The sequence below is a fragment of the Leifsonia shinshuensis genome, from assembly GCF_031456835.1.
Taxonomy (GTDB): Bacteria; Actinomycetota; Actinomycetes; order Actinomycetales; family Microbacteriaceae; genus Leifsonia; species Leifsonia shinshuensis_C.
The window spans coordinates 2,818,454-2,833,219 of the sequence record NZ_JAVDVK010000001.1 but is presented as its reverse complement, the minus strand read 5'-3'; the positions used below and the strand labels follow the sequence as shown (position 1 = coordinate 2,833,219).

At 71.2% G+C, this 14,766-nt stretch carries 16 protein-coding genes; 14 read left to right on the top strand and 2 right to left on the bottom strand.

Features of this window, described 5'->3' with window-relative positions:
* Positions 1-213 precede the first annotated feature (213 nt).
* On the bottom strand, positions 214-1,272 hold the full coding sequence (locus J2W45_RS13830; RefSeq protein WP_310132884.1) for a lactonase family protein: 1,059 nt from the start codon (positions 1,270-1,272) through the stop codon (positions 214-216).
* Between the two features lie 59 nt (positions 1,273-1,331).
* Here J2W45_RS13830 and nucS point away from each other — a divergent pair, with 59 nt between their 5' ends.
* The 4 genes from nucS (at position 1,332) to J2W45_RS13810 (ending at position 3,728) form a co-directional block, all read left to right on the top strand.
* Positions 1,332-2,027, top strand: coding sequence for an endonuclease NucS (nucS, locus tag J2W45_RS13825; protein WP_310132882.1), 696 nt, complete (start codon positions 1,332-1,334; stop codon positions 2,025-2,027).
* The gene (locus J2W45_RS13820; protein WP_310132881.1) at positions 2,027-2,452 is read left to right on the top strand and encodes an SseB family protein; all 426 of its coding nucleotides are present in this window, start codon (positions 2,027-2,029) and stop codon (positions 2,450-2,452) included. Before nucS ends, J2W45_RS13820 begins: the two co-directional genes overlap by 1 nt.
* Positions 2,453-2,489: 37 nt before the next feature.
* Positions 2,490-3,167, top strand: coding sequence for an HAD hydrolase-like protein (locus tag J2W45_RS13815; RefSeq protein ID WP_310132879.1), 678 nt, complete (start codon positions 2,490-2,492; stop codon positions 3,165-3,167).
* A gap of 105 nt (positions 3,168-3,272) precedes the next feature.
* A complete protein-coding gene (locus J2W45_RS13810) occupies positions 3,273-3,728 on the top strand; it encodes a hypothetical protein (RefSeq protein ID WP_310132876.1) in 456 nt (151 codons plus the stop codon).
* Between the two features lie 74 nt (positions 3,729-3,802).
* On the opposite strand, the gene J2W45_RS13805 is transcribed toward J2W45_RS13810, so the two are convergent.
* Positions 3,803-5,707 carry a BglG family transcription antiterminator gene (locus J2W45_RS13805; protein ID WP_310135030.1) on the bottom strand — a complete coding sequence of 635 codons (1,905 nt, stop codon included), beginning with the start codon at positions 5,705-5,707 and terminating at the stop codon, positions 3,803-3,805.
* Between the two features lie 201 nt (positions 5,708-5,908).
* Between J2W45_RS13805 and J2W45_RS13800 the strand changes: the two genes are divergently transcribed.
* The 10 genes from J2W45_RS13800 (at position 5,909) to J2W45_RS13755 (ending at position 14,668) form a co-directional block, all read left to right on the top strand.
* Complete coding sequence (locus J2W45_RS13800) at positions 5,909-6,217, top strand: PTS sugar transporter subunit IIB (RefSeq protein ID WP_310132874.1); 309 nt, start codon at positions 5,909-5,911, stop codon at positions 6,215-6,217.
* A gap of 48 nt (positions 6,218-6,265) precedes the next feature.
* Positions 6,266-6,532 carry an HPr family phosphocarrier protein gene (locus J2W45_RS13795; RefSeq protein WP_121263210.1) on the top strand — a complete coding sequence of 89 codons (267 nt, stop codon included), beginning with the start codon at positions 6,266-6,268 and terminating at the stop codon, positions 6,530-6,532.
* A gap of 2 nt (positions 6,533-6,534) precedes the next feature.
* Positions 6,535-8,250 (top strand): phosphoenolpyruvate--protein phosphotransferase, encoded by a 1,716-nt coding sequence (gene ptsP / locus J2W45_RS13790; RefSeq protein ID WP_310132869.1) that lies wholly within the window; start codon positions 6,535-6,537, stop codon positions 8,248-8,250.
* Positions 8,247-9,767 carry a PTS mannitol transporter subunit IICB gene (locus J2W45_RS13785; protein ID WP_310132866.1) on the top strand — a complete coding sequence of 507 codons (1,521 nt, stop codon included), beginning with the start codon at positions 8,247-8,249 and terminating at the stop codon, positions 9,765-9,767. Before ptsP ends, J2W45_RS13785 begins: the two co-directional genes overlap by 4 nt.
* A complete protein-coding gene (locus J2W45_RS13780; RefSeq protein ID WP_310132864.1) occupies positions 9,764-10,201 on the top strand; it encodes a PTS sugar transporter subunit IIA in 438 nt (145 codons plus the stop codon). Before J2W45_RS13785 ends, J2W45_RS13780 begins: the two co-directional genes overlap by 4 nt.
* Before the next feature lie 10 nt (positions 10,202-10,211).
* Positions 10,212-11,384, top strand: a complete 1,173-nt coding sequence (locus tag J2W45_RS13775; RefSeq protein ID WP_310132861.1) for a mannitol-1-phosphate 5-dehydrogenase — start codon at positions 10,212-10,214, stop codon at positions 11,382-11,384.
* Positions 11,385-11,494: 110 nt separating this feature from the next.
* Positions 11,495-12,625, top strand: coding sequence for a type III polyketide synthase (locus tag J2W45_RS13770; protein ID WP_310132857.1), 1,131 nt, complete (start codon positions 11,495-11,497; stop codon positions 12,623-12,625).
* The gene (locus J2W45_RS13765) at positions 12,622-13,149 is read left to right on the top strand and encodes an isoprenylcysteine carboxyl methyltransferase family protein (protein WP_310132855.1); all 528 of its coding nucleotides are present in this window, start codon (positions 12,622-12,624) and stop codon (positions 13,147-13,149) included. The genes J2W45_RS13770 and J2W45_RS13765 overlap by 4 nt, the downstream gene beginning before the upstream one ends.
* Complete coding sequence (locus J2W45_RS13760; RefSeq protein ID WP_310132853.1) at positions 13,146-14,186, top strand: NAD(P)/FAD-dependent oxidoreductase; 1,041 nt, start codon at positions 13,146-13,148, stop codon at positions 14,184-14,186. Before J2W45_RS13765 ends, J2W45_RS13760 begins: the two co-directional genes overlap by 4 nt.
* A gap of 143 nt (positions 14,187-14,329) precedes the next feature.
* Positions 14,330-14,668 (top strand): ParB family protein, encoded by a 339-nt coding sequence (locus J2W45_RS13755; RefSeq protein WP_310132848.1) that lies wholly within the window; start codon positions 14,330-14,332, stop codon positions 14,666-14,668.
* The last annotated feature ends 98 nt before the right edge of the window (positions 14,669-14,766 follow it).

Below are 14,766 nucleotides of genomic sequence, written 5' to 3'. Positions count from 1 at the left end.
GGCGCACGAGTCGCAAGGAGAGCTCGGTGCCGCTAGTTGCGACATCTAGTCACCACTCGCGCGCAATTCGAGCATCCACTCACGACTCGAAGCGCGCTCGGGTTCGCGGAGAGGTCGCGTCGCCGCGAGTTGCGACATCAAGTCACCACTCGCGCGCGATTCGCGCATCCACTCACGACTCGATCGCGAAGCACGGGCGCGCGCCGCGCGCGCTCACACGAACACGAGGCGCACCGGGGTCGGGACGGGGGATGCGCCAAGCGGCGTGAGCGTCCGCGTCGGCTCGTCGAAGGCGAAGACCGTGACCTCGTCGCTGTCCTGGCAGGCCGCGAGCACGCGGTCGCCGTCGGGCGCGATGACGAGGTCGCGCGGCGACCGGCCGCCGACGGGCACGGATGCGACCAGCGTGAGCCGGGAGTCGTCCGGGTCGAATGCGAACACCGCGATCGTGTCGTCCCCGCGGTTGCTCGCGAGCACCGTCGTCCCGGATGCCGTCACGCACACCGCCGCGGGCGCGTTGTCGCCGGTGGCGCCATCCGCGCGGGTGGTCGTGCTCTGCACCCGGACGAAGCGGTCGCCCTCGCGGCGGAGCACGTCAATGCTGGAGTCGAGCTCGTTCACGAGCAGCGCGTGTGCGCCGTCCGGGTGGAACGCCAGGTGCCGGGGACCCGCGGACCCGATGACCACCGTCGCACCGGGCCGCAGGGCGAGCGACCCGGCGTCCGACAGCCGGTACCAGCGCACCTCCCCCAGCCCGAGGTCGACAACGACGACGTCCCCTGTCACCGGGTCGATGCTCAGCTGGTGGACGTGCGGCCCCTCCTGGCGGTCGGGGTCCGGGCCGCGGCCTTCGTGCTGGATGAACGCGGTCCGCTCCCCGAGCGAGCCGTCCGAGCCGAGCGCGTAGACCGACACCGTGCCGCTGCCGTACGTCCCGGTCACCAGCAGGCGGCGTTCGGGATGCACGACGAGGTGGGCGGGCGACGCCCCGCCGCTCGACGCGGAGCCGAGCTCGGTGAGCGCGCCGTCGGCGGCCCGCGCGAAGGCGACGACGCGTCCGTCCGGCTCGGTCTCGCTCACCGCGTAGACGGAGACGGAGCCCGCCGCGTCGCCGGGCGCGACCGCGACCCACGAGGGATTGGTCACCCGGGCGGCGACCGCGACGTCCGACACGGCGGTCCCGTCGAAGCTCGCCGAGAGCACCCCCTCCGCGTGACCGTCGACGTGCGGGAGGGTCTCGGTGTACGTGCCGATGAGGAGTTCGCGGGCCATGCGCCCATCCAACCACCGCGCCCGGGTGCGCCCCGGCGCCCTGCACGTAGGATGTTCCGGTGCGTCTCGTCATTGCCACCTGCTCCGTCGACTATGCCGGGCGGCTCAGCGCGCACCTGCCGCTGGCCACGCGGCTGCTGATGCTGAAGGCCGACGGCAGCCTCCTGGTCCACTCCGACGGCGGGTCGTACAAGCCGCTCAACTGGATGAGCCCACCCTGCACCCTCACCGTCGACGAGCCGGACGAGCTCCAGGCCGCCGAGGGCATCCGCGAGGTGTGGCGCGTCACCCAGGCGAAGACGGCGGACATGCTCGTGGTGTCCATCCACGAGATCCTCAGCGACACCGCGCACGACCTGGGCGTCGACCCGGGCCTGCAGAAGGACGGCGTCGAGGCCCACCTGCAGAAGCTTCTGGCGGAGCAGATCCACCTCCTGGGCGACGGGCACGTGCTGGTGCGCCGCGAGTACATGACCGCAATCGGGCCGGTCGACATCCTGGCGCGGGATGCCGCGGGCGCGGCGGTCGCCGTCGAGCTGAAGCGCCGCGGCGACATCGACGGGGTGGAGCAGCTCACCCGCTACCTCGAGCTGATGAACCGCGACCCGCACCTGGCGCCGGTGACCGGCGTGTTCGCCGCGCAGGAGATCAAGCCCCAGGCCCGCACGCTCGCCGAGGACCGCGGCATCCGCTGCCTGGTGCTCGACTACGACGCGATGCGCGGCCTCGACGACAGCGACAGCAGGTTGTTCTGATGGCCAAGCCCCGACCCCGGTTCCCGCAGACCTACGAGAACGCGCCCGTCCGGAAGGCGCTCGCGGCCATCGCCGCCGAGCCGACGCTGGAGAACCTGGATGCGCTGCTCGCCGCGGCGACGAAGGGCGGGCTCGTCGTCGATGTGACGGGGTCGACCCCGCAGGACACCCGCCTGCGCACCATCAACTCCACCACCGGCGAGCCCGTGCTGCCGCTGTTCACGTCGACGACCGCGCTCCGCGCCGCCGTCGCGCAGACCGCCGAGGGCGACGGCGCTCCCGTGCAGGCCGTGATCGTGCCGGCCGTCGAGGCGCTGGGCTTCATCCGGACCGCCGACTTCGTCGCCGTTCAGTTCGATCCGGGCGCGGAGCACACCATGATCGTCGCGCGCTCGCACATCGAGTCCGCCCTCGGCGAGCACTGAACCGGCGCTCAGAAACGTCACATACCATAGGACCGCTATGACCAACCCGACCACCACCGTCACCCGGACGTGGACCTGCATCCTGTTCGACCTCGACGGAACCCTCACCGACTCCGCCCCCGGCATCACCTCCTCGCTCGCGCGCATGTTCGCGACGCTGGGCCAGCCGGTCCCCTCCCCCGCGCAGCTGCTCGAGTACGTCGGGCCGCCGCTGCTCGAGTCCCTGCAGGAGCTCGGCGGGATGACGGAGCCCGCGGCGCGCGACGCGCTCGCCGTGTACCGCGCCGACTACTCGCAGCACGGCGCCTTCGACTCGGCCGTGTTCCCCGGAATCCGCGGACTGCTGGAGCGGCTGCACGCCGCCGGCATCCCGCTCGCGCTGGCCACGAGCAAGCCCGAGCTGCAGGCCACGCGCATCCTGGAGCACTTCGGCCTCGCCCAGTACTTCGAGGTGATCACCGGCGCGACCGAGGATGAGAGCCGCAGCGCCAAGGCGGATGTGGTGGCCGAGGCCCTGCGCCGGCTCGAGGAGCGCGGCGTCGACCTCGATCACACCGTGATGGTCGGCGACCGCCAGTACGACGTCGAGGGCGCCGCCGCACACGGCCTGCCGACGATCCTCGTGGAGTGGGGCTACGGCTCCCCCGCCGAGGCCGCCGGCGCGATCGCCGTCGTGCACTCGGCCGACCAGCTCCGGTCCCTCCTCCTCGGCTGACGCGGGCCTCTCAACGGGCCCGAGGACGGGACTAGGCCGCGCCACGGCTGCCCGGGTAGGCTGATGTGTTGCGAAACCGCACCTCATACAGCACTAGGAATCATCATGCGCACACGTAATCCGTTCGTTCCGGCCGCCATCGTCGCGGCCCTGACCATCGGTTCCCTGGCCGGGTGCTCCACCGCCGGGAACAGCAACTACGTCACCCCGCAGACCGCCGGCTCCTCGTCCTCGGCGCAGGCGACCTCCGGGTCCTCGGACTCCTCCGACTCCGGGGCGACCTCCGAGGAGCTGCCGTCCGACTTCCCGAAGGACGACGTCCCCCTTGTGGACGGCACCGTCGTGGTCGCCCGCGGCGACAAGGACAACGGCTGGTCGGTCACCGTGCAGCCGTCCGGCAAGGACGCCTTCGCAGACGCCCAGTCGGCGCTGAAGGCCAAGGGTTACACCGAGCAGCCCGGCGCCACGGACGGCGCCGCCGTCTACACCAACGACAAGTACACCGTCGCGGTGAAGACCCCCGGCGTCTCCGTCACGTACGCCGTCACCGCCAACCAGTGACGCGCTCCTCGTAGCGCACCGGCCGCCCACCGTCCACGTGACGGTGGGCGGTCCGCTTTTTCCGGGATCGGCCGTCAGGCGTCGATGATGCGGACGAGCTCGTCGATGAAGGCCGTGAAGGTGTCGGCGCGGCGGATGAGGCCGAGCACGGCCTCCCGGTCGGAGAAGACCTCGACGAACTGGTCGAAGACCGTCTGGAACGACGCGCGCCCGGCGGCGGAGAACGCGATGAACGCGATGACGTTGACCCGCGCATCCCCCCAGTCGATGGCGGTGTCGTTGATGACGATCGCGATGGCGGTGCGTTTCGCGCTCATCGTCATCGCGTGCGGCACGGCCAGCGAGTCGGTGAACGCCGTGGACGACATCTGCTCGCGCTCGACGGTCTGGTCGACGTACTCCTGGTCGATCGCCCCGGCCGCGATCATCCGGTCGCCGAGGGCACGGATGAGGGTGATCGAATCGCGGGCGTAGAAGTTGCGGAGGAACAGGCTCTCGTCGAAGTACTCGAGCAGCTCGCTCTTGATACGCGCCCGGTGGCGTTGGCGGCGGATGCGCGAGGCGGCCTGGCGGATGTGCTCCACGTCCGTCTCGGTGAGGAACGGCTGCACGATCACCGTGTTCTCGCGCCTCCCCCGCGGGTCGATCGTGGTCAGCACCAGGTCGGCGTCGAGCTCCTCCCAGTCCACGTCCGTCGAGGTGATGACGCTGGTGATGTCGAGCTCGTCGCCGAGCGTGCTCTCGAGCCGGTCGCGCAGCAGGATGTGCATGTCGTAGTAGTTGGGGCACACGACCGCGCAGGTGACCGCGTCCCGCCGCCGCGACTGCTGCTCCAGGTAGGCGCCGACGTGCATGGCGATGTAGGCGATCTCGTCGTCGTTGACCGCGATGCCCTCGGCGGCCTGCAGACGGCTGGCGATGTAGACGGCGAGCTCGTAGATCATCGGGTACGAGCTCTTGATCGACCGGGTCAGGGGGTTACGCGAGTACGTGTTCTCGTGGGCGCGCGCGACGAGGTTCTGCACGTGGAGGCTGAGGCGCACGATGAAGTCCTCATCGTGCAGGTCGACGAGGTACTCGCTGGAGGCGCGGTCGATGATCCCGCGGACGACGTCGAGGTCGGCGGGGCTCACGAACTCCTCGATCGGGTCGCGGCCGGCCCCGGGCGCGATCACCCGTGTGCGCATCAGGATGGCGAGGTAGCGCAGCTCGGTCGTGTCGAGCGTGGTGCCGAACCGCCGCTCGATCAGTTCGCCGAGGTCGTGGGCGAGCGACTGGATGGTCTCGCTGGTCTCCGGCTCCTCCACCGTCGGGAGGACACGATCCTTGGCGACCCGGTCGAGCGCCACCGCCATGTGCAGCAGCACGTCGTTGATGCCGTACTCGTTGACGAAGAACCCGCGCGCATCGAGCATCGCGACGAGGTCCGACTTGAACTCGGCCAGCCCTTCCGCGCCGAACGCCTCCTGGATGCGCGCGACGTCGATCACGCTCTGGCGCATCTCGTCGCGGAACAGGCGGCTCAGCAGCTTCCGCCGCGCGATCTCGGGTCCGAGCAGCTGCACCGCCGAGCCGTGCCGCTCGAGGGTGAGCTCGGTGCCGGTGAGCAGCCCGCGCATCCGGGTCAGGTCGGACTCGATGGTCGAATCGGAGACGAACAGGCTCTCGGCGGTCTCATAGACGTCGATGCCGTCCGGCTCGTCGAGCAGCCTGCGCGCCAGGAAGACCAGCCGCTCCTGCGGCGACCCGGCCTTCCCGGTGTCGGAGCTGCCGTCGCCCGCCAGGTAGGCGGCGTACGCGTCGGGCTTGACCCGGTATCCGCTCGGACCGGACTCGACGACGTCCCCGAGCGCGGCCGCGTACGAGCGGATGCTGCGGGTCGTCACGCCGATGTCGTGGGCGAGTTCGCCGGCCGTCACCCAGGCAGCACGACGCGCCAGGATGTCCAGCATCCTCGTCTGCTTCGCCGAGAGCGCCACCGCGATCACCTTCCCGTCACGAGTCAACCACCCCTCGCGCCCGCGACCGGGCGTTCCGGCGATGTTTCCGCACCCCCGGAAGAAACGCTGCTGGAAGCGTCTCGCCGCCCGGAGGGACCATGACTGTCGTCCCATGAGCTCCACCCAGCACCTCCCCGCATCGATGGATGCGGCCCTGCGTCACCCGGAAAGGCAAGATCGATGAGGATCGTGGTCGTCTGCGGCGCCGGTGCGTCCAGCACCTTCGTCGCCGTGAAGCTGCGCAGCGCGGCACGCAGCCGCGGAGCCGTCGTGGAGGTCGAGCCGGGCAGCGCCAGCCAGCTGGAGTCCCTCACCGGCGTCGACGTCGTCCTCGTCGGCGCGCACCTCGAGTACGCCGTGCCTGGCCTCCGCGAGCGCGCCGCCGCGACCGGCACCGCCGTCGCCGTGCTCCCTCCCGTCTCCCCGGCCGCCCTCGACGGCGACAGCGCGCTGGACCTGGCCCTCAGCGCCCAGGCGACGACACTATGAGAGACGGCGGCCGCCTCCGGCCGACACCGAGCGAAGGAGATCAGAACCATGGCTGAACGGATCATCACCGTCGGATCGACGCACGGGCTGCACGCCCGCCCGGCGAAGCTCTTCGTCGAGGCGGTCAACGGCTCGGGTGCGAAGGTGAAGCTGACCAAGGAGGGCGGCAAGACCGTCGACGCGGGCAGCATCCTCGGAGTGATCTCGCTGGGCATCGACCACGGCGACAAGATCGTGCTCACCACCGACGCCGCCGACGGCGAGGCCGTGCTCGACGACCTGGCCGAGATCCTGGCCACGGACCACGACGCCTGATCATGACCGCCAACGCGAACGAATCAGCCACGCTGCTCCGCGGCGCCGGCATCGGCCAGGGTGTCGCCGTCGGCCCGGTGCTCCGGATGTCCGCTCCGCTGCCCGAGCCCTCCGACCAGCCCAGCACCCGCACCCCCGGCGAGGAGAAGGCGCGCGTCCAGGAGGCGGTGGCCGCGGTCGCCGCGGACCTCCGCCGGCGCGCATCCACCGTCCAGGGCACCGCCGCCGATGTGCTCGAGGCCCAGTCGATGATGGCGGAGGACTCCACCCTCGCCGACGACGTCGCGTCGCGGATCGACAGCGGCCGCACTGCCGAGCGGGCCGTCTTCGAGGGGTTCGCGGTGTTCCGCGACATGCTCAAGGAGCTCGGCGGCTACATGGGCGAGCGCGCCGGCGACCTGGACGATGTCTCGCAGCGCGTCGTCGCCGCGCTGGAGGGCAAGCCGGCTCCCGGCGTTCCGGACTCGGACACCCCGTACGTCCTGGTCGCCCACGACCTCGCTCCTGCCGACACGGCCCTGCTCGACCTGACGAAGGTGCTCGGCCTGGTGACGAAGGAGGGCGGACCGACCTCGCACACGGCCATCCTGGCCCGGGAGAAGTCGATCGTCGCGATCGTCGGGGCCGACGGCGCCGACCGGCTCTCCGACGGCGACGAGGTGATCGTGGATGCGGCCTCCGGCACCGTCACCGTCTCGCCCACCGACGAGCAGCGCGCCGACGCGCAGCGCCGCATCGAGGAGCGGGCCGCGGCGCTCGCCGGCGGCGTGGAGCCGGGCGCCCTCGCCGACGGTACCGCCATCCCCCTCCTGGCGAACCTCGGCTCGGCCGAGGGCGCCGAGGCGGCGATCGCCGCGGGCGCGGAGGGCGTCGGGCTGTTCCGCACGGAGTTCCTCTTCCTCGACCAGCGGATGGCGCCCACCGTCGAGCAGCAGCGGGAGCAGTACCTCGCCCTGCTGCGCGCCTTCAGCGGCGGCCGGAAAGTCGTCGTCCGTGTGCTTGACGCCGGCGCTGACAAGCCGCTGGAGTTCCTCAACGACGCGCACGAGGACAACCCGGCGCTCGGGCTCCGCGGGCTGCGTTCCCTCCGCGCCAACGAGGACATCCTGCGCGAGCAGCTCACCGCCCTCGCCGAAGCGGACGCCCAGACCGACGCCGACCTCTGGGTCATGGCGCCGATGGTGTCCACCGTCGAGGAGACGCGCTACTTCACGGAGCTCGGCCGCGAGTACGGCCTGAAGACCGTCGGCGTCATGGTCGAGGTGCCGTCGGCCGCGCTGCTCGCCGACCGCATCCTCCCGCTGGCCGACTTCGCGTCGATCGGCACCAACGACCTCACGCAGTACACCCTCGCGGCCGACCGCCTGCTCGGCTCGGTCGCCGGCTTCCAGGACCCGTGGCATCCTGCCGTCCTCCGCCTCATCGGCGAAGTCGGCGCAGCGGGTGCGGCGACCGGCAAGCCCGTGGGCATCTGCGGCGAGGCGGCGGCGGACCCCCTGCTCGCCGTCGTGCTGGTGGGCCTCGGCGCCACCACCCTCTCCATGTCGCCGGCGGCGCTCGCCGACGTGCGGCTCTCCCTGAAGCGCTACACCCTCGGCCAGGCCCGATCCCTGGCCGAGACCGCCCTGGCCGCCGACGGCGCGGCCGAAGCCCGGGAGGCGGTCCGAGCGGCCGCCGACCGATTCACGTCCCAGGACAGAAACGAGGCACCAGAATGACATCGGCGACACAGACGTCGGCGACGGCGTCGACCCCGAAGAAGCCCAACAGCGCGCGCGTCCACGTGCAGCGGTTCGGCACCTTCCTCTCCAACATGGTGATGCCGAACATCGCCGCCTTCATCGCGTGGGGCATCGTCACGGCGCTCTTCATCGACAAGGGCCCTCTCCCCAACAAGGACATCGCCAGCCTCGTCGGCCCGATGATCACCTACCTGCTCCCGCTGCTGCTCGCCAACACGGGCGGTCGCCTGGTCTACGGCGTCCGAGGCGGCGTGGTCGGCACCATCGCCGCCATGGGTGTGATCGTCGGAACCGACATCCCGATGTTCATCGGCGCGATGATCATGGGACCGCTCGGCGGCTACCTGATGAAGCTCGTCGACCGCATCTGGGAGGGCAAGATCAAGGCGGGCTTCGAGATGCTCGTCAACAACTTCTCCGCGGGCATCCTCGGCTTCCTGCTGGCGGTCGGCGGATTCTTCGGCATCGCACCGCTCGTCCAGGGGCTGAGCAAGGCGCTCGAAGCGGGCGTGGATTGGCTGGTGTCGGTGCACCTGCTGCCGCTGGTCAGCATCCTCGTCGAACCGGGCAAGGTCCTGTTCCTGAACAACGCGATCAACCACGGCGTCTTCACGCCGATCGGGACGCTGGAGTCGCAGCAGGCGGGCAAGTCGATCCTATTCCTCATCGAGACGAACCCCGGCCCCGGCGCAGGCATCCTGCTCGCGTGGGCGATCTTCGGTCTCGGCGCGGCGCGCGCTGCCGCTCCCGGCGCGTTCATCATCCAGTTCTTCGGCGGCATCCACGAGATCTACTTCCCGTACGTGCTGATGAAGCCGATCCTGATCATCGGCGCCATCCTGGGCGGCATGACCGGCGTCGCCGTCAACGTGGCCTTCCAGACGGGTCTCCGTGCACCGGCTGCGCCAGGGTCGGTGTTCGCCATCTTCGCCCAAGCGCCGGTGTCGAACATGCTGGGGATCGCGCTGGCGATCATCTCCGCCGCCGCGGTCTCGTTCGCCTTCACCGCGATCGTGCTGCGGTCCAGCCGCAAGCGCGACCTGCTGGCCGGCAACGCGGGCGACCTGTCCGCCGCCGTCGCCCAGACCGAGGCCAACAAGGGCAAGTCGTCCTCCGTGCTGGAGGGCCTCGTCCAGGAGGGCGAGCACGACACCGGCGACGCGCAGGGCGACGCGACCGACCGGCTCGTGCGCAACATCGTGTTCGCGTGCGACGCTGGCATGGGCTCGAGCGCGATGGGCGCGTCCGTGCTCCGGAACAAGATGAAGAAGGCCGGCATCGAAGGGGTGACTGTGACCAACCAAGCGATCAGCAACCTCGACGGCACCGCCGATCTCGTCATCACCCAGCAGCAGCTGACCGACCGCGCGAAGGGCCAGTCGCCGAACTCGGTGCACGTGTCCGTCGACAACTTCATGAACAGCCCCAAGTACGACGAGGTCGTCGACCTCGTCGCCAGCCAGCAGAAGACCCCGGAGGACGCCACCAAATGACCGACACCATTCTCGACCGGGCGAACGTCGTGGCCGCGGGCACCGCGACCACGCGGGAGGACGCGATCCGGGAGGCGGGTGGGCTGCTCGTCGCAGCCGGCGCCGTCGAACCGGGCTACGTCGACTCGATGCAGGACCGCGAGAACACCGTCTCCACCTTCATGGGGAACGGCCTCGCCATCCCGCACGGCACCAACGAGTCCAAGGACGAGATCAAGCGGTCGGCGCTCTCCTTCATCCGCTACTCCTCGCCGCTCGACTGGGGCGGCGAGGAGGTGCGGTTCGTCGTCGGCATCGCCGGGCAGAACAACGAGCACCTCGAGATCCTGTCGAAGATCGCGATCCTCTTCTCGGAGGAGGACGACGTGCAGAAGCTGATCGACGCCCCGGACGCGGACGCGCTGTTCGCCCTGCTCGGCGACGTCAACGAGTGAGGAGCGCATCGTGAAGGCCGTCCACTTCGGCGCGGGCAACATCGGACGCGGCTTCGTGGGGCTCCTGCTCCACGAAGCCGGGTACGAGGTGGTGTTCGCGGACGTCAACGCGGAGCTGATCGACGCGCTGGCCGCCGCGGACTCGTACGACGTGCACCTCGTCGGCGAGGACTCCGAGACGAAGACGGTGACCGGCTTCCGGGCGATCAACAGCGCGACGGATGAGGACGCCCTGGTCGCGGAGATCGCGTCGGCGGACGTCGTCACGACGGCGGTCGGCCCGCGCATCCTGCGCTTCGTCGCGCCGGTCATCGCCCGCGGGCTGGCGGCCCGCGCCGATGACGCGCCCCGGCTCGCCGTGATGGCGTGCGAGAACGCGATCGGCGCGACCGACCTGCTCGCCGCCGAGCTGATGGACGGCCTCCCCGACGACGACACCCGCGAGGAGCTCGCCGCGCGCGCCGTCTTCGCCAACACCGCGGTCGATCGGATCGTCCCGGCGCAGGCCGCCGATGCGGGCGTCGATGTCACGGTGGAGACGTTCTACGAGTGGGTGGTCGACCGCACGCCGTTCGGCGGGCACGAGCCGCGCATCCCCGGCGCGCACTTCGTCGACTCGCTGGGCCCGTACATCGAGCGCAAGCTGTTCACGGTGAACACCGGCCACGCGACGGTCGCCTACAGCGGCTTCCTCGAAGGGGCGACGACGATCAGCGAGGCGATCGCCATCCCGGCGGTCCGCGCGGCCGCCGAGGCGGCGCTGCGGGAGACGTCCGCGGCGCTGTCGGCGAAGCACGGCCTGGCCGAAGCGGACCTCGCGGCGTACCGCGAGAAGATCCTCGGACGGTTCGCGAACCCGTACCTGGTGGACGAGGTGACGCGGGTCGGCCGCGAGCCCATCCGCAAGCTCGGGCGCAACGACCGCTTCATCGGTCCGGCGTCCGACTACGCGGAGCACGTCGGCGGCGTCCCGACGGCGCTGCTGTCCGCGATCGGCGCGGCCCTGCGGTTCGACGTCGCAGAGGACACGCAGAGCGTCGAGCTGCAGCGCCTCCTCGACGAGGCGGATCCGGCGGCGATCGTCGAAGAGGTGATGGGCGTCGAGCCCGGATCCGCCCTCCACGACCCGCTGGTCGGCGTGGTCTCGGAGGCGCAGCAGGACCGCATCCACCGGGCCCGCTGAGCCCTTCTCCCGCGGGCGGTCGCGCGGCTCCTCACGGGGTGGCGCGACCGCCCGCTGGGTATCCGCCGACCGCCGGTGCCGGTGGCGGGACCCGGTGGTACGTTTCGCATGTGAGCCGAATCGTGTCGGTGGCCCCGGTGCTCCCCGCCCGGAGCTACAGCCAAGGGGAGATCACCGCTGCGCTGCTCGCGATGATCACGTCAGACCCTGCGCGGCAGCAGGTGATGCGCCGCATCCACGCCTCCTCGGGGGTGCAGACGCGGAGCCTGGTGATGCCCCTGGAGCGGTACAGCTCGCTGGCGTCGTTCCAGGAGTCCAACGACTACTTCATCGCGGAGGGGACCTCGCTCGCCGAGCGCGCTCTCACGGCCGCGCTCGCCTCCGCCGGGCTCGAACCGGCCGACGTCGACTTCCTCCTCTTCACCTCCGTGACCGGCATCGCCGCGCCCTCCATCGACGCGCAGCTGGTCTCGCGCCTGGGCCTGCGGTCCGACGTGAAGCGCCTCCCGAGCTTCGGGCTGGGCTGCGTCGCCGGGGCCGCGGGCATCGCCCGTGTCAACGACTACCTGGCGGGGCATCCCGACGAGGTCGCCGTGCTGCTGTCGGTGGAGCTGTGCTCGCTGACCGTCCAGGCGAGCGACGACTCGATGGCCAACATCGTCGCCAGCGGCCTGTTCGGCGACGGAGCGGCCGCGGTTGTGATGGTCGGCGAGCGTCGCGCCGAGCAGCTGGGTCTCGCCGGCCCCGAGGTCGTCGACACCCGCAGCCACATCTACCCGGACACCGCGGACGTGATCGGCTGGGACATCGGCGGCACCGGGTTCCGCATCGTGCTGAGCGCCGGCGTGCCCGAGGTGATCGAGCGCAACTTCGCCGGTGACGCCCGCGGCATCCTCGCCGCCCACGGCCTGGAGGTCGCCGACGTCGGCGCCTGGGCCGCGCATCCCGGCGGCCCGAAGGTGCTCGAGGCGTTCTCGCAGGCACTCGACCTGCCCGAGGGGGCGCTGGATGCGAGCTGGCGCTCGCTGGCCAACGTCGGCAACCTGTCGTCGGCGGCCGTGCTGCACGTGCTCGCCGAGCAGCTGGATGCGCATCCCGCCGGCACGATCGGGCTCCTGTTCGCGCTCGGGCCCGGTGTGACGAGCGAGCTGGTGCTGCTGCGCTGGGCTGAGGGCGCCGAGCGGGCGATCCTCGCGCCGCTAACGGTCGCGGAAGTCTCGGCCCCGGACGCCGCTGCATGATCTGGTACACCGTCCTGGTGCTGGCCACCGGCGCCGAGCGCATCGCCGAGCTGGTGGTGTCCACCCGCAACGCGAAGTGGTCGTTCGCGCGGGGCGGCGTCGAGTTCGGCCGCGGCCACTTCCCCGCGATGGTGGCGCTCCACACCGGTCTGCTGCTCGCCTGCCTCGCCGAGGTGTGGTTCTCGGGTCGGCCGTTCCTCCCCTGGCTCGGCTGGCCGATGCTCGTGCTCGTCCTCGCCAGCCAGGCGCTGCGCTGGTGGTGCATCGCGACCCTCGGTCCGCGCTGGAACACCCGGGTGATCGTCGTGCGCGACCTGCCGCTGGTGACCGGCGGCCCGTACCGCTGGTTCACCCACCCCAACTACGTCGCCGTGGTGGTCGAGGGGTTCGCCCTCCCGCTCGTGCACACGGCCTGGATCACAGCACTGACGTTCACGGTGCTGAACGCCTGGCTGCTGGTCGTCCGCATCCGCTGCGAGAACCGGGCGCTCGCGACCGTGGTCGGATCCCCGGCGCCCGCATGAAACCGCACGTCGTCGTCGTGGGCGGCGGCCCGATCGGACTGGCGTGCGCGATCGAGGCGCGCATCGACGGGATGGACGTGGTGCTCGTCGAGCCACGCGTCGGCCCCATCGACAAGGCCTGCGGCGAGGGCCTGATGCCGGGGGCGCTGGCCGCCCTGCACCGGATCGGCGTCGACCCGCACGGCCGCCGGCTCGACGGCATCGCGTACCTGGACGGCGCCTCGCGCGTCGAGCACCGGTTCGCCGAGCGTCCGGGTCGCGGGGTGCGGCGCACCGTTCTGCACCAGGCGCTCGCGGAGCGGGCCGCTGAGCTCGGCGCTCACCGCATCCACGCCAAGGTGACCGCCCTATCGCAGACCGCGGACGGGGTGACGCTGACCCTGAGCACCGGCGAGACCGTCGAGGCGCCGTGGGTGATCGCGGCCGACGGGCTGCACTCGCCGGTGCGCCGCATGGCCGGGCTCGACGGACGCGCGCAGGCGGCCCAGCGGCGGCGCTTCGGGCTGCGGAAGCACTTCGGCGTGGAGCCGTGGACGTCCCTGGTCGAGGTGCACTGGTCGCACGGCGCCGAGGCGTACGTGACGCCGGTCGACGACCGGACGGTGGGGGTCGCGGTGCTCGGCTCCCGTCCGCTCGACATCGATCAGGTGATCGCCGGGATCCCCGAGCTCGCGGGACGGCTCGACGGTGTGCCGTCGGTCTCGGACCCGCGCGGTGCGGGCCCGCTCCTCCAGCGGGCGCGGTCGCGCTCCGCGGGGCGCGTGCTGCTCGCCGGCGACGCCTCCGGCTACGTGGATGCGCTCACCGGCGAGGGGATGCGCGTCGGCTTCGCGCAGGCCAGGGCGTCGGTCGCCGCGGTGCGGGCCGGCAGCACGGAGCAGTACGAGCGGGCGTGGCGCGCGACGACCCGCGACTTCCGGATGCTCACGTCGGCCCTCGTGCTGGCCGCCCGCTCCAGCTTCCGGCCCCGGATCGTGCCGACCGCGGCGCGTCGCCCGGAGCTCTTCGGCTCGATCGTCGAGCGCTTGTCGCACTGACGACCCTCCTCGCGCTCCTCCAAAATGCCTGCATTATCGGGCTTTTAAAGCATGCGTAGCATCTGTGGATACTGGTCCGCGGTCATCGCTGCCAATTAGTATGTGAGATCGATGATGGACATTCGAGATACGGAAGGTGAGCCATGGACCATCCCGCTGACACCGGCGACGAGACCCTGACCCCTGCAACCGGAGCCGAGGTGCGACCGTCGTCCGCCCCGCCGACGGCAGATGCGCCCGGCCACTCGAAGCGGCCCCCGAAGCGCACGACGGTGACCTTCTACCTGACCGACGCGATGCGCAACCGGGCGCGGGCCGCATACCGCCGGACGTCCTTCGATGAACGGGACAGCAGTTGGTCGGAGATGCTCAACAAGGCCCTCCTGGCGGAGGTGCAGCGGCGTGAGCGCGCGTACAACGGCGGCCGCGCCTTCGTCGGCAACGACAAACCGCTGACCCCGGGGCGGCCGATCGGCTTCTGAGCCGGGAACGGCTGCGGGCGCGCGAATTCCCGGCACGCCGGCGGCTGGGGTTGCCGGCGTGCCGGGAAGACATCACCCGCGCTCAGCGGGCGCGGACA